Annotated in this window: 18 protein-coding genes; 11 read left to right on the forward strand and 7 right to left on the reverse strand. The window is 30.8% G+C overall.

Annotation, left to right across the window (positions count from 1 at the left end; all coding sequences use genetic code 11):
* The first annotated feature begins 76 nt into the window (after positions 1–76).
* From ACSHW5_RS06690 to ACSHW5_RS06720, 7 genes are all read left to right on the forward strand, one after another.
* Entirely contained in the window at positions 77–3,535 is a 3,459-nt protein-coding gene (locus tag ACSHW5_RS06690) for a hypothetical protein (protein WP_435675342.1), read from the forward strand.
* Positions 3,536–3,655: 120 nt separating this feature from the next.
* A complete protein-coding gene (locus ACSHW5_RS06695) occupies positions 3,656–5,269 on the forward strand; it encodes a glycoside hydrolase family 30 protein (protein WP_435675343.1) in 1,614 nt (537 codons plus the stop codon).
* A 204-nt stretch (positions 5,270–5,473) separates the two neighbouring features.
* Positions 5,474–6,760, forward strand: a complete 1,287-nt coding sequence (locus ACSHW5_RS06700; protein ID WP_435675344.1) for a glycosyl hydrolase family 17 protein — start codon at positions 5,474–5,476, stop codon at positions 6,758–6,760.
* Between the two features lie 11 nt (positions 6,761–6,771).
* Positions 6,772–8,268 (forward strand): glycoside hydrolase family 30 protein, encoded by a 1,497-nt coding sequence (locus tag ACSHW5_RS06705; protein WP_435675345.1) that lies wholly within the window; start codon positions 6,772–6,774, stop codon positions 8,266–8,268.
* Positions 8,269–8,287: 19 nt separating this feature from the next.
* A complete protein-coding gene (locus ACSHW5_RS06710; protein WP_435675346.1) occupies positions 8,288–10,636 on the forward strand; it encodes an MFS transporter in 2,349 nt (782 codons plus the stop codon).
* A 3-nt stretch (positions 10,637–10,639) separates the two neighbouring features.
* The gene (locus tag ACSHW5_RS06715; protein WP_435675347.1) at positions 10,640–11,551 is read left to right on the forward strand and encodes a glycosyl hydrolase family 17 protein; all 912 of its coding nucleotides are present in this window, start codon (positions 10,640–10,642) and stop codon (positions 11,549–11,551) included.
* A gap of 584 nt (positions 11,552–12,135) precedes the next feature.
* On the forward strand, positions 12,136–14,445 hold the full coding sequence (locus ACSHW5_RS06720) for a T9SS type A sorting domain-containing protein (RefSeq protein ID WP_435675348.1): 2,310 nt from the start codon (positions 12,136–12,138) through the stop codon (positions 14,443–14,445).
* A 180-nt stretch (positions 14,446–14,625) separates the two neighbouring features.
* Here the strand turns inward: ACSHW5_RS06720 and ACSHW5_RS06725 are convergent, their stop codons facing one another.
* Positions 14,626–14,721, reverse strand: coding sequence for a hypothetical protein (locus ACSHW5_RS06725; protein ID WP_435675363.1), 96 nt, complete (start codon positions 14,719–14,721; stop codon positions 14,626–14,628).
* Between the two features lie 397 nt (positions 14,722–15,118).
* On the opposite strand from ACSHW5_RS06725, the gene lon reads away from it, so the two are divergent.
* Complete coding sequence (gene lon, locus ACSHW5_RS06730; RefSeq protein ID WP_435675349.1) at positions 15,119–17,572, forward strand: endopeptidase La; 2,454 nt, start codon at positions 15,119–15,121, stop codon at positions 17,570–17,572.
* 281 nt (positions 17,573–17,853) lie between these two features.
* Here the strand turns inward: lon and ACSHW5_RS06735 are convergent, their stop codons facing one another.
* The 5 genes from ACSHW5_RS06735 to ACSHW5_RS06755 form a co-directional block, all read right to left on the reverse strand.
* Entirely contained in the window at positions 17,854–18,378 is a 525-nt protein-coding gene (locus ACSHW5_RS06735) for a nuclear transport factor 2 family protein (protein ID WP_435675350.1), read from the reverse strand.
* A gap of 38 nt (positions 18,379–18,416) precedes the next feature.
* On the reverse strand, positions 18,417–19,133 hold the full coding sequence (locus ACSHW5_RS06740; RefSeq protein ID WP_435675351.1) for a head GIN domain-containing protein: 717 nt from the start codon (positions 19,131–19,133) through the stop codon (positions 18,417–18,419).
* A gap of 101 nt (positions 19,134–19,234) precedes the next feature.
* Positions 19,235–20,899: a PspC domain-containing protein gene (locus ACSHW5_RS06745; RefSeq protein ID WP_435675352.1), complete on the reverse strand. Its 1,665-nt coding sequence runs from the start codon at positions 20,897–20,899 to the stop codon at positions 19,235–19,237.
* Positions 20,892–21,236 (reverse strand): PadR family transcriptional regulator, encoded by a 345-nt coding sequence (locus tag ACSHW5_RS06750; RefSeq protein WP_435675353.1) that lies wholly within the window; start codon positions 21,234–21,236, stop codon positions 20,892–20,894. The genes ACSHW5_RS06745 and ACSHW5_RS06750 overlap by 8 nt, the downstream gene beginning before the upstream one ends.
* Positions 21,237–21,377: 141 nt before the next feature.
* Positions 21,378–21,812, reverse strand: a complete 435-nt coding sequence (locus ACSHW5_RS06755; RefSeq protein ID WP_435675354.1) for a DUF4870 domain-containing protein — start codon at positions 21,810–21,812, stop codon at positions 21,378–21,380.
* 233 nt (positions 21,813–22,045) lie between these two features.
* Here ACSHW5_RS06755 and ACSHW5_RS06760 point away from each other — a divergent pair, with 233 nt between their 5' ends.
* A complete protein-coding gene (locus tag ACSHW5_RS06760) occupies positions 22,046–22,501 on the forward strand; it encodes a DUF4442 domain-containing protein (protein WP_435675355.1) in 456 nt (151 codons plus the stop codon).
* A 1-nt stretch (position 22,502) separates the two neighbouring features.
* On the opposite strand, the gene ACSHW5_RS06765 is transcribed toward ACSHW5_RS06760, so the two are convergent.
* Positions 22,503–22,649, reverse strand: coding sequence for a hypothetical protein (locus ACSHW5_RS06765; RefSeq protein ID WP_435675356.1), 147 nt, complete (start codon positions 22,647–22,649; stop codon positions 22,503–22,505).
* Between the two features lie 259 nt (positions 22,650–22,908).
* Between ACSHW5_RS06765 and ACSHW5_RS06770 the strand changes: the two genes are divergently transcribed.
* Together ACSHW5_RS06770 and ACSHW5_RS06775 are read left to right on the forward strand one after the other, a co-directional pair.
* Complete coding sequence (locus ACSHW5_RS06770) at positions 22,909–23,745, forward strand: TIGR00266 family protein (protein WP_435675357.1); 837 nt, start codon at positions 22,909–22,911, stop codon at positions 23,743–23,745.
* Between the two features lie 159 nt (positions 23,746–23,904).
* Positions 23,905–24,777 carry a hypothetical protein gene (locus tag ACSHW5_RS06775; protein ID WP_435675358.1) on the forward strand — a complete coding sequence of 291 codons (873 nt, stop codon included), beginning with the start codon at positions 23,905–23,907 and terminating at the stop codon, positions 24,775–24,777.
* The last annotated feature ends 129 nt before the right edge of the window (positions 24,778–24,906 follow it).

The following is a 24,906-nucleotide window of genomic DNA, read 5'->3' on the forward strand; positions in this document are numbered from 1 at the left end:
CCTTGTTCTATGAAATTAAAATACAAATAACAACTTCCTTAAAATAAAAACAAAAGGAGTTAAAAGAATAATATTGATGACAAAAAAGACTATTTTTTTAGGAAAAAATAAAGCAGAATTTCAATCGCAAGAAGTGAAAGGTGAAATGATGAACTTCGAAAATGAAGTGTATTATAAAATTGCCAATAGCAATGAAATGAGACCTTTTTTTATGAGCATTGTTTCAGACTCTAACCATTGGATGTTTATTTCTAGTAATGGAGGCCTTACAGCGGGTAGAAAAAATAGTGAGTTTTCGCTTTTTCCATATTACACCGATGATAAAATTACAGAATCTGCAGATGTTACCGGAAGTAAATCTATTTTTCAGGTTTCAAAAAATGGAAACGTGTATTTATGGGAACCTTTTTCTCAAAGACAAATAGGAGTATATAAAATTAAACAAAACTTGTATAAAAACAGTTTTGGTAACAAAGTAATTTTCGAAGAAATTAATGAAGATTTAGGACTTACATTTAGATATCAATGGAGTTCTACAGATAAATTCGGATTTGTAAAAAAATCGACTTTAATTAATAATTCTTCAGATAAAATTGCGGTTACATTTATAGACGGTCTGCAAAATATTCTGCCTTCAGATGTAACTACAGAGTTACAAAACTCTAGAAGTAATTTAGTAGATGCTTATAAAAAGAGTGAATTACAACAAAAAAGCGGATTAGGAATTTATGCTTTAAGTGCAATTATTGTGGATAAAGCAGAACCAAGTGAAGCGTTAAAAGCAAATATAGTTTGGTCTTTAGGAATCAAAAATCCTACATATTTACTTTCATCATTACAATTAGATAATTTTAGAAAAGGTAAAGAATTGTATCAAGAAGAAGATATAAAGGCAGAAAAAGGCGCATACTTTATTAATGCTGATATTATTTTAGAAGCAAATGAAACCAAAGAATGGCATTTTATAGCCAATGTAAATCAAACTATTGTTGATATTCAAAGTATTTCTAAAGCTATAAATGAAGATAAAAATCTGTTGGAAAGTATTCAAAAAGATGTGGCATTAGGTACTAAAAATTTAATTGCATTAACAGGTGCTGCAGATGGTTTACAAGTAACCAATGATGCTTTGGTAAATACCAGACATTTTGCAAATACACTTTTTAATATTATGAGAGGTGGTACTTTTGATGATGATTATAAAATAGAAAAAGAAGATTTTATAAAATACATTTCAAAAGGTAATAAAGAGGTTTTTAAAACAAAAGAAGGTGTTTTAAATGCATTACCAGAATTATTTACGCTAAATACTATTCTATATATTGCAGAAAAGGATGAAGATAAAAACTTTAAAAGACTTTGTTTTGAATATTTACCATTAAAATTTAGTAGAAGACACGGAGACCCAAGTAGACCTTGGAACAAGTTTTCTATAAATACTAGAAGTGAAATTGATGGTTCTAAAATTTTAGATTATGAAGGTAATTGGCGTGATATTTTCCAGAATTGGGAAACATTAGCACATTCGTATCCTGAGTTTATAGAAAGCATGATTCATAAGTTTTTAAACGCCACAACTTTTGATGGTTACAATCCTTATAGAGTTACAAAGGATGGTTTTGATTGGGAAGTTATAGAAGAAAATGATCCTTGGTCTTACATTGGTTATTGGGGAGATCATCAAATAATTTACTTGTTAAAATTCTTAGAGTTTATAGAAAATCATTATCCAAATCAATTAGAAAAACGTTTTTCTGAGGCTGTTTTTGTGTATGCAAATGTGCCTTATGTAATTAAAACCTATGAAGATATTTTAGAGAATTCTAAAGATACTATTGATTTTAATTACAGATTGCAAGAAGAAATAGAGAAAAGAAGAGAAGAGTTAGGCGCAGATGGTGCTTTATTAAAAGATGGTAAAAACAACATTTATCAAGTAAATTTATTAGAGAAATTATTGGCTACGGTTTTGGCTAAAGTCTCTAATTTTATTCCAGAAGGCGGAATTTGGTTAAATACTCAACGTCCGGAATGGAATGACGCCAATAATGCTTTGGTGGGTAATGGCGTTTCTATGGTTACGTTAAATTACTTAAATCGATTTATTAATTTCTTCGAAAAAGTAGTATCTAATTCATCACTAGAAGAAGTTTCTGTTTCTGCGGAATTGGCAACATTTTTTAATGCCGTTGTTGCAACTTTTAATAAGAGTAAAGATATCCTTTCAGGAAAAGTATCAGATACAGAAAGAAAAACTGTTTTAGACGGTTTAGGAAAAGCAGGAAGTAATTACAGAAATACCATTTATAAAAACGGATTTTCTAGCAATAAAAGGAACGTTTCTAAATCAGAATTGTTGGCATTTTTCACCATTACAAAACAATATTTAAAGCATACCATTAAAGCAAACAAGCGTACAGATAATTTATACCATTCTTATAATTTAATGACGATTGAAAGTAATAAAGAAGTCTCTATTTCTTATTTACCAGAAATGTTAGAAGGACAAGTTGCTGTTTTAAGTGCTGGATATTTATCACCTAAAGAAGCGTTAAAAGTTTTAGACGGCATGAAAGCCAGCGCGTTGTTTAGAGAAGACCAATACAGTTATATTTTATACCCGAATAAAGAATTGGCACGTTTTAATGAGAAAAATGTGATTCCGAATGCATCAGTAGAAAATTCTAAGTTGTTAACCAGGCTTATTGAAGATAACAATACACAAATTATTAATAAAGATGTTTTAGGAAAATATCATTTCAATGCAAACTTTAACAATGCTAATAGTTTAAAAGCAACGTTTGGGAATTTACCATTAAAATATTTCAATTTAGTGGAAAAAGAAGCTAATTTATTAGGTACTATTTTCGAAGAGGTTTTTAACCACAAAGCATTTACTGGGCGTTCTGGAACATTCTTTGGGTATGAAGGTTTGGGGTCTATTTACTGGCACATGGTTTCTAAATTGTTATTAGCAGTGCAAGAAAATTGCTTGTTAGCTGTAAAAAATAAGGAAGATGAAGCTGTAATTGGTCAGTTATTAGATCATTATTATGAAATTCAGGCAGGTATTGGTGTGCATAAATCGCCAGAACTATATGGCGCATTTCCTACAGATCCATATTCTCATACTCCAGGGGGTAAAGGTGCGCAACAACCAGGAATGACAGGTCAGGTTAAAGAAGATGTGTTAAGTAGAATAGGAGAATTGGGTGTTTTTGTAAAAGACGGACAAATTATTTTTAATCCAAGATTATTAAGAGAAAGTGAATTTATTAAAACGTCAAAATCTTTTAAATACACAGCAATTAGCAAAGAAGAAAAATCAATTGAATTAAAAGAAGGTTCACTTTGTTTTACCTATTGTCAAGTACCAATTATTTATAAAAATAGTGGAGAAGGAAGTATAAAAGTATTTTTTACCGATTCACATATTGAAGAAGTAAAAGATGTAATGCTTACTGCAACTATTTCAAAAAAGATTTTTGAAAGAACAGGAGAAATAGAAAGAATAGAAGTTTCAGTAAAAAAATAAATTATACAAAGCATCAAACATCAAAATTTGCATATCAACTGCAAGGTATTTTTACTTTGTAGTTGTGCAACATTAGAAGAAATTTAGAATAGAATGAACATATTTAGTATAAAAAAGAAAATGAAAAATTTTAATAAAAAAATTAATTTTCATTCTGATATTCCAAAAATTACATGGATGCAGTTTCTGGCTTTATGCTTAATGTTTGTGAGTTGTTCACCGCAAAGTGCATATCAAGATTATGTGTCAGATGTTTATCAAACATCACAAGCCGGTGACAATCTAAAATTAATATCAAGTGATGTTGCTAAGACAACTTCTACAAAAGTAAAGAAAGTAAGTTTAGAGCTTCTTCCTAAGGAAGAATTTCAAAAATATTACGGTTTTGGTGCTTCTTTTACCGAGTCTTCAGCATGGAATTTGGCTACTATTCCTGTGGATTTACGTAAAAATGTCTTGACCAAACTTTTTAGTCCAACTGAAGGCGCTGGGTTTACGCTTACAAGAACTCACATTAACAGTAGCGATTATTCAAACAACCACTACACTTATATTGAAGTTGGAGATGAAGATCTTTCAACTTTCAGTATACATGAGGATATGAAAGGATTTACCGGTGATGAAAATGACCAAGTGCGTGGTATTGAGTTGGTTGAGACAAGTTATGACCTAATTCCTATGATATTAGAGGCGTCTAGCATTCCTGGTGCAAATTTCAAGATTATTGCTTCTGCTTGGAGTCCTCCATCTTGGATGAAAACAGGAGAAACTGCTGAAATGACTAACGGAACCTTGCTTCCAAAATATTATGGACTTTGGGCTACATACTTATCAAAGTATGTAAGTGCTTATAAAGAAAAGGGGATTACTCTTTGGGGTTTAACACCACAGAATGAGCCACTGCATTATCATGATGCTGCTTGGGATAGTAACGGGTTTACTCCGGAACAAGGTAGAGATTTTTTGAGAGATCACCTTGGGCCTCAACTTGTAAATGACGGTCATCTTAACCTTACTAATTTAGATGCAGGATTGCATGTACTTCTTTATGATCATAATAAATCTACTATGATAGATTATGTTACACCAACTTACCAAGATCCTGAAGCTTCTAAATATGCTTGGGGAACTGCTTTTCATTGGTACACAAACTCTAAACTTAAAGAAAATAACTGGTATGCTGAAGAAGTAGATAAGTTACAAAAAACTTGGCCAAAAAAAGGGATGATTCATTCTGAATCTAGTATCGATATTGATGCTGATGATCCTATTGGTCAATATTGGAGAACAAGCACAGACTATGCAGGTACTTTTGTGCCTTTCGAAACCTATGCTTATGATATAATTACAGATTTGAATCACGGAACTCAAGGATATGTTGAATGGTGTAGTATTTTGAGCAATGAAGGTAAACCAAATCCTTACAACAATTTTAACAGTGCACCAGTGCTTATAAACCCAGTTACTGATGAAGTAATTTACACGCCACTTTATTATTTACTAAGCCATTTTAGTAAGTTCATCCGCCCAGATGCACACAGAATTGGGTTAAAAGGCAAAGAAGTAAAAGGACTTATTTACACAGCTGCAAAAAATACCGATGGCTCAATTGCTGTAGTTGTTTATAATAATAATGAAGAAGCTTATGATTTATCAATCGCATTAGAAACAAAGATTTATACAACGCAAATTGCACCTAGAGCTATTCAAACTATTCATATACAAAGCAAGTAAGGAAACATCGATATAGAGTTTGATAAATGAAGATAGAAATAACGTATGCTAAAAATATAACTTCCAAATCTCAGATTTGGTGAAATAATAAAACAGAAACCATGTGTAAATTTATATGCTATGTTTCATAGACAAATGGATATTAAAAAAAATACATTCAACCTTTTAAACCTTAGTGTATAAACGGTATTTAATCATAAAAATATGAATTTCAAATTTAAAATTTTAGTAACAATTTTGGTGTTGTTTATTGGTTTTGGATGTAACTCTAAGAAAGATCATAAAGTAGAAAAAAAAGAAATTAAAGAAGAAATGACAGCAGCCAAAATTTTAGGAAATCCAGAGTACTTAGCCATTTCTTATGGGGGATATAGAGAAAAGTCAAGAGAAGATAATCAACCTACAATTCCTCAATTAAAAGAAGACTTAAAGTTGATGCACGCTATGGGTATTCGTATTATTAGAACCTATAATGTACAACCAGAATTACCGCATGCAGCAAATATTTTAGAAGCCATTCATCAACTAAAAAAAGAAGATTCAAACTTTGAAATGTATGTAATGTTGGGGGCTTGGATAGATTGTGAAAATGCTTGGACAGACAAAGAGCCTAATCATGAAATAGAAAGCGAACAAAATAAAGGAGAAATTGGTAGAGCAGTCGCTTTAGCAAACAAATATCCAGACATTGTAAAAATTATTGCAGTTGGTAATGAAGCAATGATTAGATGGGCAACAAGTTATTTTGTTAGACCAAATGTTATTTTAAAATGGGTAAATCATCTTCAAGATTTAAAAGCAAATGGAACATTATCTAAAGATTTATGGATTACTTGTTCAGATGATTTTGCTTCTTGGGGTGGAGGAGATCCTAGTTATAGAGTTAAAGAATTAGAAGATTTAATAAAGGCGGTAGATTATGTTTCTATGCATACCTATGCATATCATAATTCACATTACAATCCTACTTTTTGGAAAACGCCACATCATATAAGAAATCTTTCTGATAAAGAAAAAATTGATGCAGCAATGTCTAGAGCAATAAATTTTGCTAAAAACCAATACAATGGTGTAAAAAACTATATGAAAAGTATTGGAGTAAACAAACCTGTTCATATTGGCGAAACAGGTTGGGCAACTATTTCTAGCGGACATTATGGTGTAAATGGTTCTAGAGCAACTGATGAATATAAGCAAGGTTTGTATTTTAATAAACTTAGAGAATGGACACAAAAAGAAGGAATTTCTTGTTTCTATTTTGAAGCGTTTGATGAACAATGGAAAGATGCAAATAACCCGCAAGGTTCAGAAAATCATTTTGGATTATTTACCCTAAAAGGAGAAGCTAAATATCCTATTTGGAATTTAGTAGATGAAGGAGCCTTTAAAGGTTTAACAAGAGATGGAAATTCAATTGTTAAAACATATAACGGAAATATAGAAACATTAATGAAAGATGTTTTAGTGCCTAATACAGATTATAAACGATAAAATTTAACCTCATGAAAACAAACTATTTTTATTCAATCCTTTTTTTATTAATGATAATGAGTTGTAATAAAGTTGATCATAAATTGGTAGCAGATGTTTATGAAACTTCAGAAAGTGGTAATAAACTAACCAAAATAACAGAATTTACTGCTGATGAAAATCCATCAACAATTAAGTTGAAACCTAATGAACAATTTCAAACTATTACAGGTTTTGGAGGTGCTTTTACAGAGTCTTCTGCTTATTTGTTAAACAAACTAAGTGCAAAAAATAGAGATACTATTATACAAGCTTATTTCTCTAAAGAAGGCGCAAATTACTCCTTAACAAGAACCCACATGAATTCTTGTGATTTTTCTTTAAGTCAATATTCTTATTCTCCGGTAGAAGAAGATATGGAGTTAGAACACTTTACAATTAAGGATGATATGGACGATTTAATTCCGATGATAAAAGATGCTATGAAAGCGTCTACAGACGGATTTAAAATATTTGCTTCTCCCTGGACCGCCGCACCTTGGATGAAGGATAATAATAAATGGGTTGGTGGTAAACTATTGCCTAAATATTATGATACTTGGGCATTATTCTTTTCTAAATATATAGATGCTTACAAAAAAGAAGGAATCGATATTTGGGGATTTACGGTAGAAAATGAACCTCACGGAAATGGTAATAATTGGGAAAGTATGCATTTTTCGCCCAAAGAAATGACCGATTTTGTAGAGTTTCATTTGGGACCAAAATTAGAAAAAGATGGTTATGGCGATAGAATTATTTTAGGGTATGATCAAAATAGAGAAGGTTTAAAAGAATGGGTAGATGAAATGTATAGAAGTGAAAGTTCATCAAAATATTTTCATGGTACAGCAATACATTGGTACGAAAGTACATTTGAGGTGTATCCAGAAGCTTTGCAATATGCACACAATAAAGCGCCAAATAAATTTTTAATAGAAACAGAAGGTTGTATAGATTCTCAGGTTCCTGTGTGGCAAGATGATGCTTGGTATTGGAAAAAAGAAGCAACAGATTGGGGTTGGGATTGGGCGCCAGAAAAAGACAAACATTTACATCCAAAATACGCACCTGTTAACAGATATGCAAGAGATATAATTGGTTGCCTAAATAATTGGGTAGATGGTTGGGTAGATTGGAATATGGTATTAGACACAAAAGGAGGTCCAAACTGGTTTGAGAACTGGTGTGTTGCTCCGGTAATTGTAGACCCAGAAAAAGATGAAGTGTATTTTACGCCACTGTATTACACCATGGCTCATTTTAGCAAATATATTAGACCAGAAGCAAAAGTAATTGGTTTAGAAAATTCAGATAAAGAATTACAAGTTACAGCAGCACAAAACCCTGATGGTTCTATTGCTGTGGTAGTTTTTAATGAAGGGAAAACTAAAAAGAATTTCAAATTGCAATTAGGAGAAAAAGAAACTCTAATAAATATTGATGCACAAGCATTACAAACAATTATAGTAGCAACTATTAAAAATTAAAAATTAAAAACTAAAAACTATGTCTAAGGTAAGTACATCATCTAAAGTTCCTATGGGAAAAAAAATAGCATTCGGTTTAGGTATGTTAGCCAACCAAATGTTTCCAGCTGCCATGGGTATTTTTATGGTTGTTTTAATTCAAGACTATGGTTTATCAACATTAATGTGGGGTGTTTTATTTTTTCTACCTCGTCTATTCGATTCTTTTACAGACCCAATTATGGGGTTTATTTCCGACAATACAAAATCTATTTGGGGAAGACGAAGACAATACGTGTTTTTAGGAGCATTGATTATGGGAATTGCGTTTTCCTTTTTATGGCAATTATATATAGAAAATGGTGTAAGTTATAATTTTACATATTTCTTAATTTGGTCCTTACTATTTTATTTAGGGCTTACTATTTTTTCTGTGCCTTACGTAGCTATGGGGTATGAAATGAGTGACGATTTTCATGAACGTACAAACATCATGGCAGTTGCGCAGTCAATTGGGCAATGGGCTTGGGTTATTGCTCCTTGGTTTTGGGTGGTAATGTATGATGATAATTGGTTTGGATCAACAACAGATACTACAAGATCTTTAGGTATTTGGGTTGGTGTTATATGTGCTCTTTTAGCAATGGTACCTGCTTTTTTTATAAAAAGTAAGTCAACAAAAGATGATGAAAGTTTAACTCCTTTAACCTTAAAAACATTGGGAGGAAGTTTAAAAGAGATTTTAGAAAATTTTAAAGAAGCTTTTAAGATTCCTGTTTTTAGAAAATTATGTTATTCAACCTTTTTAATCTTCAATGCTTTTAATGTTGTTTCTGGTTTTTCATTTTTTATTGTTGTCTACTATTTATTCAAAGGAGATGCAGGAGCAGCAGGTCTTTGGCCTACATTATTAGGAAGTATAGGGGCTTTGGCAACAACTTTTATGGTGATACCTATTGTTGCTAAGATGTCTAAAACAATGGGGAAAAAGAACGCTTTTTTGGTATCACAAGGTATTTCTATCTTAGGATATATTTTGCTTTGGTTTTTATTTATTCCAGGAAAACCTTACATGTTTTTATTTGCTTTGCCTTTTTTCTCTTTCGGAATTGGAAGTTTATTTACATTAATGATGTCTATGACTTCCGATGTAATAGATATTGATGAACTAAATACAGGGAAAAGAAGAGAAGGTGTTTTTGGTGCAATTTATTGGTTAATGGTAAAGTTTGGTTTTGCATTTGCAGGTTTAGCAACAGGTGCAATTATGGCGTTAGTTGGGTTTGTACCTGATACCGAAAATACAGAAGCTTCAATTACAGGAATAAGATTATTTTACTCTGGTTTGCCAATAGTGGGTACACTTACAGCAATGTGGATTATGCGTAATTATGACCATTCAGAGGAAAAAGCTTTAGAAATAAGTGCAGAATTGGCAAAGCGAAAAAATAAAAATAAAAAGGTATCCTCTGCTTATGGCGCTGGACATTTAATTTCAATTTCGAATAGTAATTTAAATCTTGAAAACTATACTGAAATTAATTTTACAGAGAAAACTTTATCCGAAGTAAAAGAATTATTCAAAGGTAAATTGAAAAATAAAACACATGGACTTTGCTTTAGTCCTTATATTGAAGGTCAGGATATCAATGATATACTTTCTGAATCACAAATTCTTAAACGTATGGATGTAATTTCACCTTATACAAAATGGGTAAGATCGTTTTCATGTATAGAAGGAAATGAATTAATACCAAAAGTTGCTCATAACAAAGGCCTGAAATCAATAGTTGGTGCTTGGATTAGTGATGATAAAGAACGAAATGAAAGAGAAATTAACAAGTTAATTGCACTTGCCAAGTCTGGTAATGTTAATATTGCTGCTGTTGGTAATGAGGTGTTACTTCGTGGAGAAATAACAGAAAAAGAGGTTATAGATTATATTCATAGAGTAAAAGAAGCGTTGGCAGGTTTAGAAATACCAGTTGGTTATGTAGATACCTATTATGAATATTATAAGCGTCCAAAATTAGTAAATGCTTGTGATGTGATTTTAGTAAATTGTTATCCGTTTTGGGAAGGATTTGCTATCGATGATTCTTTAAAGTATTTAAGAGAAATGTATGAAATTACGAAACAAATATCAAAAGGGAAGAAAATAATAATTGCAGAAACAGGTTGGCCAAGTCAAGGACAAACTGTTGATGATGCGCATCCATCTCAATTAAATGCTATGAGATACTTTATTCAAACTCAAGAATGGGCAAATGCTAAGAATGTAGACATATTTCATTTCTCCTCTTTTGATGAATCATGGAAAGTGCGTATGGAAGGAGAATTAGGAGCTCGTTGGGGTATTTGGGATAAAAATGAAAAATTAAAATATTAGGAAATGTCATATAGAAAAAAAGAGCATTTTTCCTTAAAACCTAAAGTAGGTTTAGGAGATATAGGAGTAGATTTTAGCGAATATTCAAATGATGGATTAAAAACATTATGGAGAGATACTTTAAATAAAGGAATGCATGGAATCTGTTTTAGTATGTATGAAGATGGACAAGAACCAGGAGATACTATTACGGAAGAACAAGTAGAAAGAAGAATTAAAATTCTAAAGCCATATACAAAATGGATTCGTTCTTTTTCATGTATAGAAGGAAATGAACACATACCAAGAATAGCAAAAAAACATGGTTTAAAAACAATGGTTGGAGCTTGGTTAGGAGATGATCCGGAAAAAAATGAGCAAGAAATACAAGCAATTATTGAACTTGGAAAAGAAGGTTGTGTTGATATTGCTGCTGTTGGTAATGAAGTATTGTATAGAAATGATTTGCCTTTAGAAGAATTATTAGGTTTTATTAGAAGAGTAAAAGAGGCATTACCTAATGTACAAGTTGGTTATGTAGACGCTTATTATGAGTTTTCTGTTCATCCAGAGTTGGTTGAAGTTAGTGATGTAATTTTGTCTAACTGTTATCCATTTTGGGAAGGATGTCATGTAGATCATTCTTTAAATCACATGCAAAGAATGTTTGGTCAAGCAACGGATGCTGGTCAAGGTAAAAAAGTAATTATAACAGAAACTGGTTGGCCAAGTAAAGGTGGCAGTGAAGGAGGAGCAGAGTCATCTGAAGAAAATGCTATGAAGTACTTTATTAACACACAAGTATGGTCTGCTAAAGATGATGTTGAGGTGTTTTACTTTTCATCTTTTGATGAATCATGGAAGGTAGGAGATGAAGGAGATGTTGGTGCTTATTGGGGACTTTGGGATAAGAATGAAAACTTAAAGTATTCATAAGAAACAAGTATTAAATCTTAATAAATTTAGATTTTTTTATAAACGCTATGATAGTTCGTATTCATAGCGTTTTTTATTGTTCTTAAAAGTAGGCTTAAAGCTTGCAAAAATCAAGGTAAATAATAGTAATAATCACTAAAATTAGTTGATGAGTTTAAAACGTTTAGGTTTCTTAATACCAACATAGTTTATAAAATTGTTGTGGTTTTTATGCGGTGTTTTATTGTTGTATGTTCGGTTTTAAGTGTGTTTTTTAAGCTTGTGTTTTTATTGGGTTGTTGCCAAAGACAGTTCATTTTTAAGGTATTTTTATAGATGTAAACAATACATCAAAAATTAGAAGAACAATATGCCTTAATTAAACAATACATTACCCATACGGTTGTAAAATTGTACATATTTATTGTGCTTTTTTATGGTTTTTAATTTTCTTTTATAATGATACTATCATTGCTTTTAAGGCTATTTTAATTCATTTTTTCTTCATTTTTTTCCAACTGTATGTTTTTTGTTTAGGTCAAAAAAATCAATACTGCATAGATTAAGGTTAATATTGTGTATAACATTTTAAACAAATAACTATTTTGAAAAAAATTACTTTATTACTAGCTTTATTGATGACATCAATAGGCTTTTCACAACAACAAGAATATCATTTAGATTTTGAAGAAGGTACACCTTCAGGATTAGCGTCTAATTGGTATACTTTTGATAACGAACCTCCTCCTGCAGAGATTGTAGACAATCCAGATTTAGATGGTGTAAATGCTACAGCTTCTAAAGTAATGAAAGTTGTTATGGGACCAAGTCATGCTTTTTATGCAGGTGTTAACAATAAATGGGAAGACTCAAAATTTGGTACTTGGAAAATTGATATGGCCGTTTCAAGTAACTTAACCTTAACGATGGACGTAAATAAAAATTACGTAGGTACTGTAGGTATTAAAATGGCAACAAATAGTGCTGGAACTACATTTCAGATAACAGACCAGAATGTTGGTAATACAGTTGTAGATGAATGGCAAACCTTAACTTTTGATCTTTCAGGTATAAATCCTAATGGAGATTTATCTAACATCAGTCAAATGGTTGTTTTTGTAGATTGGACTGAAGGTATGTCCGATAGAGCAGAAGGAAGTACTATATATATAGACAACATCAAATTTAATGCAGAAAAATTAACAGATGCACCAGACGCACCTGTTGCAGGTACAGCAACATTACCATTAGATTTTGAAAGCGAAACAACTTGGTCAGATTTTGATGGAGGAGTGGTAACAACAGAAACAAATCCTCATAACAATGCAGACAATTCTTCAGCAAATGTTGGTAAAATGGTAAAAAATGCAGGTCAACCTTGGGGTGGAAGTACATTAAAATTAAGTTCAGCAATGGATTTTGCAAATAATGATACTTTTACAATGAAAGTATATTCTCCAAGAGCAGATGCAAAAGTTTTATTAAAAGTAGAAAACTCAGCGAATACGGCAACAAGTTTTGAGAAAGAAGTAACATTAACTACTGCAAATGCATGGGAAACAATTACTTTTGATTATTCAACAATTAGTAGTAGTAATACGTATGATAGTGTGGTATTAATTTTTGATCTTGGTACCATGGGAGATGGAAGTGCAAACTTTACTTTTTATATGGATGATATTACATTAACTACTTCAGGTGTTGTAACACCTACAGTTGCTTTACCATTAGATTTTGAAAGTGCAACAGTATGGTCTGATTTTGATGGAGGAGTTGTATCCACAGAAACAAATCCTCATAACAATGCAGACAACTCTTCAGCAAATGTTGGTAAAATGGTAAAGCATGCAGGTCAACCTTGGGGTGGAAGTTCATTAACATTAAGTTCAGCAATGGATTTTGCAAATAATGATACATTTACAATGAAGGTGTATTCTCCAAGAGCAGATGCTAAGGTTTTATTAAAAGTTGAAAACTCATCAGATCCAACAATAAATTTTGAGAAAGAAGTATCATTAACTACTGCAAATGCATGGGAAACAATCACTTTTGATTATTCAACAATTAGTAGCAGTAATACGTATGATAGAGTTGTATTAATTTTTGATCTTGGTACCATGGGAGATGGAAGTGCAAACTTTACTTTTTATATGGATGATATTACATTAACTACTTCAGGTGTTGTAACACCTACAGTTGCTTTACCATTAGATTTTGAAAGTGCAACAGTATGGTCTGATTTTGATGGAGGAGTTGTATCCACAGAAACAAATCCTCATAACAATGCAGACAACTCTTCAGCAAATGTTGGTAAAATGGTAAAGCATGCAGGTCAACCTTGGGGTGGAAGTTCATTAACATTAAGTTCAGCAATGGATTTTGCAAATAATGATACATTTACAATGAAGGTGTATTCTCCAAGAGCAGATGCTAAGGTTTTATTAAAAGTTGAAAACTCATCAGATCCAACAACAAATTTTGAGAAAGAAGTATCATTAACTACTGCAAATGCATGGGAAACAATCACTTTTGATTATTCGACAATTAATAGTGGAAATACATACGATAGAGTTGTATTAATTTTTGATCTTGGTACCATGGGAGATGGAAGTGCAAACTTTACTTTTTATATAGATGATCTTACTTTGTTTAATGCAGCAACAGCAGGTGTTTCAGATAATAAACAACTAAATGTTTCTATGTATCCTAATCCAACTACAAGTAGATTAAATATTTCTGCACAAAACACGATTAAAAATGCCGCTATTTATAACATATTAGGGAAAAAGGTTATCAATTTAACCATCAATAAAAATAGTGAATCTATAGATGTTTCTAACTTAGCATCTGGTATTTATTTAATTAAATACACTGTGGATAACGCAGTAGGTACAGCAAAATTTATTAAAGAGTAACATTAAATTAAATTAGTTAGAAGCGTCCAAAATTAATTTTTTGGACGCTTCTTTTTTTTAAAAACATTTTAGGAAATTTAATCTGTTCGTAAAATTTTTTCTAATTTTCGTCTTCTTGCTAATTCATTTACTAGCTAATCTAAATAACGAACTTGTTGCGTTAAATTATTAGCTATTTCTTCAACTAAAACCACAAAAGACACCTTTTATTAAATAAGCATTGGGGGTTATAGACGTGTTTTTAAAAAAACCTTCAAAAGTAATATTACTTTCAATAAGTACTTTTAGCTTGTTTTCATCTTACTTTGTAAGCCATTTCATTACTTCATGTAGTGCTACTTTCGTTCTATTTTTTTTATAACTTTTGTCAGATAATTTGGGTAACCGGAAGCTTATTTCATTGTAGCAATACGTTTATCATGATGTTTGGTGCTTTTCATTTTTGTATATTTAAATTAGTTTTTTATACAATCAAAATGAACCGATTAACAAAAGATAAAAAAATAAAAAGGAAACACAACTAATGTAAGCTTGGCACAACAATTGTTTTTATAGTAAAGATGATACGATAAGTGGTTTTTATGCCATTGATTATCAGTAATTTAAAAACATAACATTGGTGTTGATTTTACACTTTTTAAAAATCAATGTCAGTATGACAGAGATATAACATATGAGCAAACCAAAAGTAATGCATTTAGACAATTTGTCGCTTCATAGCATGTTAAATGAAGATTCGGAATTAATTCCTTTAATGACGCCAGAAGATGAAGAAATTATAAATAAGGAAAGCGTGCCGGAAATTTTATCCATTTTACCGCTAAGAAATACCGTTTTGTTTCCAGGAGTTGTAATTCCTATTACAGCCGGTAGAGACGCGTCTATTCAATTAATAAAAGATGCCAATAAAGGCGATAAAGTAATTGGTGTTGTTGCACAAAGAAATGAAGACGAAGAAGAACCAGGATTAAAAGACATTCATACAACAGGTGTAGTGGCACAAATTTTACGTGTTTTAAAAATGCCTGATGGAAATACAACCGTTATTATTCAAGGTAAAAAACGTTTTGAGATTGAAACCATTGTACAAGACAAACCTTATTTAAAAGCAACGGTAAAAGAAGCTTTAGAAGACAGAAGTGTTGATGATGAAAAAGAATTTGAAGCAATAATAGAAGCTATTAAAGAACAAGCTTTAGAGGTAATTAAGGAAAACCCAATGTTACCTAGTGAAGCTTCTTTTGCTATTAAAAATATAAAATCAGATTCGTTTTTGGTGAATTTTATTTCCTCAAATATGGATTTATCTGTAGCTCAAAAACAAGTAATTTTAGAAAAAGACAATTTAAAAGAACGTGCTTTATTGGCATTAAAAAACCTAAATAAAGAGCTTCAGAAATTAAAATTACGTAATGATATTCAGTCTAAAACTCGTGAAGATTTAGACCAACAACAGCGTGAGTATTATTTAAATCAACAGTTAAAAACCATACAAGATGAATTGGGTGGCGTTTCTAATGACGAAGAGTTAGAAGAAATGCGCAAGCAAGCCAAAACTAAAAAGTGGAGCAAAGAAGTTGGTGAAACTTTTGAGAAAGAAATCAATCGTTTAAAAAGAATGAACCCACAAGCTGCTGAATATGGTGTTCAGAGAAGCTATTTAGAATTGTTACTAGAATTGCCTTGGGGTATTTACTCTGAAGATAAATTCGATCTAAAACATGCAACAAAAGTATTAGATAAAGATCATTTTGGTTTAGAAAAAGTAAAAGAAAGAATTATAGAGCACTTAGCTGTTTTAAAGTTAAGAGGAGATATGAAATCGCCAATTATCTGTTTATACGGGCCTCCGGGAGTTGGTAAAACATCTTTAGGAAAATCGATAGCAGAAGCTTTAGGACGTAAATATGTACGCATGTCTTTAGGTGGTTTGCGTGATGAAGCAGAAATTAGAGGACATAGAAAAACCTATATTGGTGCTATGCCAGGGCGATTAATTCAAAATTTAAAAAAGGCAGGAACTTCAAATCCGGTTTTTGTTTTAGATGAAATAGATAAGTTAAGCAACAGTCATCAAGGAGATCCTTCATCAGCAATGTTAGAAGTTTTAGACCCTGAGCAAAACGAATCTTTTTATGATAATTATTTAGAAGTTGGTTACGATTTATCAAAAGTACTTTTTATTGCAACTGCTAATAACCTAGGTCAAATTCCTTGGGCTTTGCGTGATAGAATGGAAATTATAAATGTTACAGGGTATACAATTGAAGAAAAAATTGAGATTGCAAAGAGACATTTATTACCTAAACAATTAAAAGAACACGGTTTAACAACTACACATTTAAAGTTAGGTAAAAAGCAATTAGAGCAAATTGTAGAAGGTTATACAAGAGAATCTGGCGTACGTGGTTTAGAAAAGAAAATTGCAAAAGTGGTCCGTTTTGCTGCAAAATCTATTGCTTTAGAAGAAGAATATGATATTGCTGTTTCTTCAGAAAAAATAGAAGAAATTTTAGGAACGCCAAGATTTAGAGATAAATTTGAGAATAATGATGTGGCTGGTGTAGTTACAGGTTTAGCCTGGACAAGCGTTGGTGGCGATATTTTATTTATAGAATCTATTTTATCTAAAGGAAAAGGAAACCTTTCTATTACTGGTAATTTAGGAAATGTTATGAAAGAATCTGCAACAATAGCTTTGCAGTACATAAAATCGAATGCAGAAGAATTAGGGATTAAGCAAGAAATTTTAGAGAAATACAATGTGCACATTCATGTACCAGAAGGCGCAACGCCAAAAGACGGTCCTAGTGCAGGTATTACCATGTTAACCTCTTTGGTTTCTTCTTTTACACAACGTAAACTTAAAAATAAATTAGCCATGACTGGCGAAATTACTTTGCGTGGAAAAGTGTTGCCTGTTGGCGGAATTAAAGAAAAAATATTGGCTGCAAAAAGAGCAAATATTAAAGAAATAATTCTTTGTAAAGAAAATGAAAAAGACATTTTAGAAATAAAAGAAAGCTATTTAAAAGGCTTAACTTTTCATTATGTTACAGAAATGAAAGAAGTGATAGAAATTGCACTTACAAAGCAAAAAGTAAAAAATGCTAAGAAATTAGTATAATTTATACGTTTGCAAAAAATGTGTATTTTAAAAATTACAGGGTTAAACTTTTTATAGTTTAATCCTGTTTTTATTTCTAGCCAAAATTGGGTAAGAATCTTTTCTCAAATTATAAAAGGCATTGTAATTTTTTTTGTTGATTCTTTAAGATACAAATCAGCTCTTTAAATGCTGTATAAAAAAAAGTAAGCCCCGTTTATTTAAAAACGAAGACTTACCAAGTAAACTAATAAAACCAAGTATTAGTAATCTTACTAGAAGTTAGCTTTCCAGTAAATTTTTTATTCTGAAAAGGGAAGGTGATTATAACTTAACACTCTTTTTAAAACCCATTTGTTATTTTTTAAAATCCAGAGGTGCGTAAAATCTGCAATTCCTACTGTGTTTAAAACTCCTTTTTGTTTTTCTTGAAATTTGTGTTTTCCTTTTTGAATTGCGCCATACAAAACTCCGTTGTTTTTTAATTCATAAACCTCTAAAGAATTAGTAACTAGTTGTCTTGCGTAATTACCAGGTTTTGAACAGACATTATTTTTGATTGCTGCCATAAACGCTTCTCTATTTTGTATTCCAGATACATCATGATAAAATTCAAAATTTTGTGCAATAATTGGTGCTAGTTTTTCTAATTCACAGTGATTAAAGGCTCTTTCAAAAATAATACTGTCGTTAGATTTTAGTGTTTTATATACTTCAGTATTTTTATCCACTTGTGCATTTGAAAAAAGAGAATATAAAAAAAGGATGATTGCCAACAGTATTTTTATAAGAAAGGAGTCTTTAAAAGGTTCAAAAAATGAATTCATTATTGATTGATTTTAGGTTGTTTTTTTTTGTCTGATTACTACCTGGCAGAAATGCTTCCACCAGAAGAAGATTTTTTAGTCACTTTTTTTGGATTCCCTTTAAAACCTATATGGCCACCACTAGATGCACTGGCTTCCATATTTTCTGATGCATAAATATTTATATTTGCACCACTACTTGCTCTTGCAACAACATTTTTACTTTGCAAGTTGTAAGCGCTTACAGAAGAACCAGATGCTGCGTTAGTGATAAGAGTTTGGGATTTACCATTAATAGAAATATTTGCACCGCTAGCAACATTGGTTTCTATATTTGCTGCATCAATAGAAATTTTAATATCTGCACCACTTGCAGCACTAATTATAACATCTTTAGACGTAATTTTTTCCTCAGAGTAAATGCTGCCACCACTTGAAGCAGATAGTAATTCTATATTTTTTATAGTTACATGTACTTTTTTAGCATTGGCTTTCCAAATGTTTTTATCTGAATATATTTCTAGAGTACCATTCGTAATTTCGGTAAAAATAATATCGTGTAAATTTTCATCAGCTTCTACAGTAATGCTGTTTTTTGCACCTTGAGTTACATACACGTCTAACCCCATTTTTGTACTAATTTTTGTAAAATTATTGTTCGCTTTTCTGTCTTTTATAACTACGTTTCCGTTTCCATTTATACTGTTCCATCTACAAGACATAAAACAAATACTTAGTAAGAGAAGTATGCTAATTTTTAAAGTTGATGTTTTCATAATTTTAGTTTTAAAGTTGATTTATTTTTCAAAAGTCTTTAAAAAGTGTTTCTTTTTCTAATATATGATACCCAATTGTTGTTTTTTAGAGTTGAATTGTTTTATTCTTCAACATCTACATTTTCAAGGGCTTTTAATTCTTGGCTATGCAAGCCTTTTTCGGTTATTGTAAAGTAGTGTGTTGCCATGTCTTTATCATAAGTTTCTGTAGTATTATCTACATGATACAAGAAATTTTTGGTAGAATTATCAAAATAAACGGTTGCATCTAATGGTAAATAAAGGGTAACTTGTACTTCTTCATCTTTCCAAATGTTTTTAAATGCTGATAAATAAAAGGCATCTAAGACAATAGTTTTGTCTGTAACTTTAAACTTGTATTCCAATTTTTCTGCATTTTTATTTGCGCTATTTCTGCTTTTACCACGAGATTCTTTTTGAATAATAATATAGGCTTCTTCCGTGTTGCTTTTTTTAACATCAACCTTTATATTATTAGAATATACTTTTTGTGTACCTTTAATTTCTACCTCTCTCTTATAGGTATTTCTTTTTAAGTTGTGCTGATAATAGATGGTATCATCATTACTTACTTTTAAGGTGATGGTGTCATTATCGGCCATCATTAAAGTGTTTTTAGTTACATGTTTTCCGTAATTGGCATGAGAAGTAGCATAATCTATCCCTGTAAAAACAAACGTTAAGAAAGCCACAACCCAAATACCAAATAAAGTTAAAGAGGTAGGTTTGCTAAACTGTTTAACATTGCTAGATAAAATTCGTAATCCTAGTACAAATACTATTAAAAAAGGAATACCTATCAATAAAAAAGCTGTAATTGTTAACGCCCATTTTGGCAATACGGCATCATAAAAAAATGGAGGATATTGTAAAAAATCTCCGTTAACATTTAAAAATTCTAAACTTCCAATAGAAAACCCACCAATTATTAGTGATAAAATAACAGCACCAGCAAGAAAGACTAGTATAACTCCAATAAATTTACCAATAACTTTAAAGAACACAAGAATAATCTTGCCTATGGTGTTGATAAAATCTTGCAATCCGTTATTTTTGTTTGGCTTTCCCTTAAAAGCAGCATTCATTTTCTCAGAAATTTCATTGGCGCCATCTTTTATTTTATCTGAAGCTTGGTTTGCCACATTTTTAACATTATCAGACATGGTATTAAACTCTTCACGAATCTTTTTTTCAATGTTGTCTATGTTCACTGGTTCGCCTTCCATTTGCAGTTTTTCTGCTGTGGTTTTAGCTTCTGGAAGTAAAATCCAAAGAATGATATAGACAAGAATTCCAAAGCCAGCACCAAAGAAAAGCGCTAATAATCCTAAGCGAATCCAAATAGTATCAACATTAAAATAATGAGCAATACCCGAGGCAACACCACCTAAAAACTTATCATCGCCATCTCTAAATAATTTTTTCCCAGCAGCATTATTTCTTTGATAAGAATAATTAGCGTCGTTATAAGATTCTTCTGCTTCTGCATAATCTTCTGGTTGGCCCATTATGGTAATAATATCATCTATATCACCTTCATTAACCACCTGTCTTGCATCTGTAATTTTCTCAGATAATAGTTCGCTAATTCGCGCTTCTATGTCTGCAATAATTTCGTTTTTTCCTTGCGGATCATCGCTTAAAGATTTAGAAATAGATGCTAAATATCTTTTTAATTTTTGATAGGCAACTTCATCTATATGGAAGAAAAATCCGCCTAAGTTTATGTTGATTGTCTTATTCATTTGTAGTTGATTTTGTGCTAATTACTTGGTTTACTGAATTAATTAAATTGCTCCATGTTCTGTCTAATTCTTTTAAAAACATGCCGCCGTTTTCTGTTAAAACATAATATTTTCTTGGTGGTCCAGAAGTAGATTCTTCCCATCTGTAGGATAACAATCCTGCGTTTTTTAAGCGTGTTAGTAAAGGGTAAATGGTACCTTCTACCACAATCATTTCTGCACCTTTTAATGTGGAAAGAATTTCAGAAGTATATGCATCACCTTTTTTTAAAATGGATAAAATGCAATATTCTAAAACACCTTTTCGCATTTGCGCTTTTGTGTTTTCTACCTTCATTTATTTGATTTGTTTAAATGCTCATCAGAATATTTCCATAATTAGGAAACTTGTAGATGCGCAATGAATGCTATTTTACTGTGTAATGTATGTAACTTTTTCTCAATTTTTGTTCTCCTTCATAGCGTGTAAGTAACGTACTTATTTTATAAATTTTATTGTAAAAGGATATTTGTAATTTTCTCCTTCTTTGGCTTTTAAAGCAGCTATAATAATCAATGCAAATTTTATTAAACCTACAATTCCTGCTAAGGAGGCTAGCCCAATAACTCCAAAAAGACTCCCTGAATTAAAATTGAAATTAAAATGATTAAAATGATCAAAGTTGTCAAAATTTCTAAACAATGAGCCCACAAAGAAAGGAACTGCAGATAAGGTTAAAATAAAAATATAGAGTGAATAACTGATGTTAAAATTTACAGCCTCTTTGCCTTGTTCGTCTAAAAATTGACTTCTATCTTTTAAGGTTTGCCATGCAATTAATGGTGTAATAATATTTCCGAATGGAAATACAAAACCTGCAAATGCACAAATATGTAATAAAAAAGCGTTGGTGTTTTCGTTGTTTTGTTTCATGGTTTGTAAATTTATATACTACTTGCTTATGCAAATATATGTCTTTAAAAAGGTATTATGTATTACATAGTACTATAATTAACATTTTTTTAACATTTGTGTTTGGGTGTTTATTACAGAAAAATCATTTGAAACTACTGTTATTATTGGGTTTTAATAAAATTTAAGTATCTTGTGTGCCCAATGTTTATTTTGATATAAAAATATTATAAATCTTTTTTAAACGATTATAAATGAAATTTACGCCAAGAAAAGTGAACCTTTTTAACCTTGTAAAACTTCCTTTGGCTTACTTAGGAGGGGTAAGAGTTCTTAGTATTTCAGAAACAGAAGTAGTTGTTTCTATAAAACATAGATGGATGAATCAAAATCCTTTTAAAAGTATGTTTTGGGCGGCACAAGGAATGGCGGCAGAAATGCCAACAGGAGTTTTGGTAATGAAAGCAATTTCAGATTCTAAGCAGAAAGTTTCTATGTTGGTTACACAACAAGAGGCGCAGTTTTTTAAAAAAGCAACAGGTAGAATACTATTTACCTGTACAGGAGGAAATGAAATAAGAAAAGCCATTCAAGCGTCTATAAAAACAGGAGAAGGGCAAGTTATTGTGTTAACTTCTGAAGGAAAGAATAAAGATGGAGTAGTGGTTTCTAGATTTCAGTTTCATTGGAGTTTACGCGTAAAGAATTAATTTAGTCTTCCTTTTGATATAATTTTGGTCTTTCTTCTTTATAATCGCATTCTTGAAAAATACCACAAGACACATTTGTGCGGGCTAACGATTTTGTAACTTCAAATTGTTTTGATAAGGCTTCTATTTCTGGAGATAAATATTTCATATTAATTTTTAATAAGTAGATAAATTAGTACTTCATTTATAGGTGGCAAAATTAGGCTTTTTGTTAAAATAGCAAAATAAATAAAAGTTAATTAAGTGTTATTAAAAGATTTTGCCTAGAATTTAAAAGAAGAAATATAATCAAAAAAAATAGTTTTGGTTGATGAAAAATGTATTAAATTTAAAAATTAACTGCTGTATTGTTGTAACAAATAGTACTTTAAATCATCTAATTATATATAAACCTAAAAAAACGTATCATGTTTCAAGATAAAATTCCACACAATTCATCATTTAGAAATGCACACGAAATAGATTTTAAAATCTTTGGAGAAGAAATGCAATTTGTAGAAATAGAATTAGATCCGCAAGAAGGAGTTGTTGCAGAAGCCGGAACTTTTATGATGATGGATGACCAGATAAAAATGAATACTATTTTGGGCGATGGTTCTAATCAAGAAACAGGGTTGTTGGGCAAAATATTTTCTGCGGGAAAAAGAATTTTAACTGGTGAGAGTTTGTTTATGACTGTTTTTACCAATGATGGTGTTGGAAAAAAGCAAATTTCATTTGCTTCTCCATATCCTGGGAAAATAATTCCTATAGATTTAACTGAGTTTGGCGGCAAATTTATTTGTCAGAAAGATGCTTTTTTATGTGCAGCCAAAGGTGTTTCAATTGGTATTGAGTTTTCAAAAAAATTAGGTAGAGGTTTGTTTGGTGGAGAAGGTTTTATCATGCAAAAAATGGAAGGCGATGGTTTAGGTTTTATTCATGCCGGTGGTACCATGGCCAAAAAAGTATTGCAACCAGGAGAAGTCTTAAAAGTAGATACAGGTTGTATTGTTGGGTTTACGCAAGAGGTAGATTATGATATTGAATTTGTTGGAGGAATAAAAAATACTGTTTTTGGTGGTGAAGGAATGTTTTTTGCAACATTACGCGGCCCAGGAACTGTGTATATTCAATCTTTACCATTTAGCAGATTGGCAGGAAGAGTGCTTTCTATGGCGCCAAGATCTGGGAAAGGAACTCGTGGAGAAGGCAGCGTTTTAGGTGGTCTTGGAGATTTATTAGATGGTGATAACAGATTTTAATAAAACATAATTTTTGGTGATTTTACGTTGTGTTTTCTGTTGAATCTGGCAGTCGTATGAATTAATGGATTTTCATTTAGAAGTTTGATATTTCTAGTCAGATGTTAGAAAAAAAAGTAGACAACCAAATTATACAAGCTGTTGGGCTTAATTAACGAAATGAGAAAAACCATATACTTATTGATGTTTTTAACCTTTTTAGGATGTAAGAATTACACTGAAAAGGAAATAAATGTAGATAATGAAATATATGAATTAATAGTTCCTGAAAAACATAAGGAACTATTAATATTATTCCCTGGGTTTGGTGGTACAAATGAAAGTATAAAAACGGAAAGCAATATTATACAAAAATCTTTAAAAGAAAAAATTTCAATTTTAATATTAAAAAATAATAGAAATTTATTTTTAGATAATAATGAACTTGAAAAATTAGGAAAAACAGTTGTCGAAATTATTAACAAAAATAATATTAACAGTAAAAGAATATATATTGGAGGATTTTCAGCAGGTGGAAATTTAGGTTTACAACTTGGGAAATATTTAACAAAAAAAAGGAATTACAAAAATAATCTAAAAGGAATATTTGTAATTGACTCGCCTGTTGATTTACAACAACTCTATTTTAATTATAAAAAGTCTTTAGTTGAAGATAAATCCGGAAATATAAAATACTTCTTGAACTTTATGGAAAAGCATATTGGAAAGCCAGATAAAGATTTTGAAAAATACAAAGAGTATTCTCCTTATTTAGGTTCAATTGAATATACTGAAAATGTGGAATTCGAGAAAGCCGAATTAATATTCTATACAGAACCAGCTTTAAAATATAGAAATGACAACTTTAATCAAAATTTTGAAAACACAAATGGTTATCAAATAAAAAAATTATCTAAACTATTGAATCAAAAAGGCTATAAAACCAAATATATAGAAACTGAAAATAAAGGCTATAGAAAAAACGGAATGAGAAATCCACATTCTTGGTCAATAATGAATGAAAACGAAATTATAGAATGGATAAAAAAATAAGTAAACTCATCACCATGTTAAAAAATTACTGGTAAAATCGTACTTACTAAAATCCTCACAAATCTTATTGGGTTGTGTTTTATTTACTAATTTTAGTGCTTTAATATCGCATCTTTTCTTACACAAAAC

The sequence above is a fragment of the Polaribacter sp. genome (assembly GCF_051251875.1).
Lineage (GTDB): Bacteria > Bacteroidota > Bacteroidia > Flavobacteriales > Flavobacteriaceae > Polaribacter.

Coding starts and splice junctions, on each gene's coding strand:
- ACSHW5_RS06690 (WP_435675342.1), top strand. CDS start 77: ATGACAAAAAAGACTATTTTTTTAGGAAAAAATAAAGCAGAATTTCAA.
- ACSHW5_RS06695 (WP_435675343.1), top strand. CDS start 3,656: ATGAAAAATTTTAATAAAAAAATTAATTTTCATTCTGATATTCCAAAA.
- ACSHW5_RS06700 (WP_435675344.1), top strand. CDS start 5,474: ATGAATTTCAAATTTAAAATTTTAGTAACAATTTTGGTGTTGTTTATT.
- ACSHW5_RS06705 (WP_435675345.1), top strand. CDS start 6,772: ATGAAAACAAACTATTTTTATTCAATCCTTTTTTTATTAATGATAATG.
- ACSHW5_RS06710 (WP_435675346.1), top strand. CDS start 8,288: ATGTCTAAGGTAAGTACATCATCTAAAGTTCCTATGGGAAAAAAAATA.
- ACSHW5_RS06715 (WP_435675347.1), top strand. CDS start 10,640: ATGTCATATAGAAAAAAAGAGCATTTTTCCTTAAAACCTAAAGTAGGT.
- lon (WP_435675349.1), top strand. CDS start 15,119: ATGAGCAAACCAAAAGTAATGCATTTAGACAATTTGTCGCTTCATAGC.
- ACSHW5_RS06735 (WP_435675350.1), bottom strand. CDS start 18,378: ATGAATTCATTTTTTGAACCTTTTAAAGACTCCTTTCTTATAAAAATA.
- ACSHW5_RS06740 (WP_435675351.1), bottom strand. CDS start 19,133: ATGAAAACATCAACTTTAAAAATTAGCATACTTCTCTTACTAAGTATT.
- ACSHW5_RS06745 (WP_435675352.1), bottom strand. CDS start 20,899: ATGAATAAGACAATCAACATAAACTTAGGCGGATTTTTCTTCCATATA.
- ACSHW5_RS06750 (WP_435675353.1), bottom strand. CDS start 21,236: ATGAAGGTAGAAAACACAAAAGCGCAAATGCGAAAAGGTGTTTTAGAA.
- ACSHW5_RS06755 (WP_435675354.1), bottom strand. CDS start 21,812: ATGAAACAAAACAACGAAAACACCAACGCTTTTTTATTACATATTTGT.
- ACSHW5_RS06760 (WP_435675355.1), top strand. CDS start 22,046: ATGAAATTTACGCCAAGAAAAGTGAACCTTTTTAACCTTGTAAAACTT.
- ACSHW5_RS06765 (WP_435675356.1), bottom strand. CDS start 22,649: ATGAAATATTTATCTCCAGAAATAGAAGCCTTATCAAAACAATTTGAA.
- ACSHW5_RS06770 (WP_435675357.1), top strand. CDS start 22,909: ATGTTTCAAGATAAAATTCCACACAATTCATCATTTAGAAATGCACAC.
- ACSHW5_RS06775 (WP_435675358.1), top strand. CDS start 23,905: ATGAGAAAAACCATATACTTATTGATGTTTTTAACCTTTTTAGGATGT.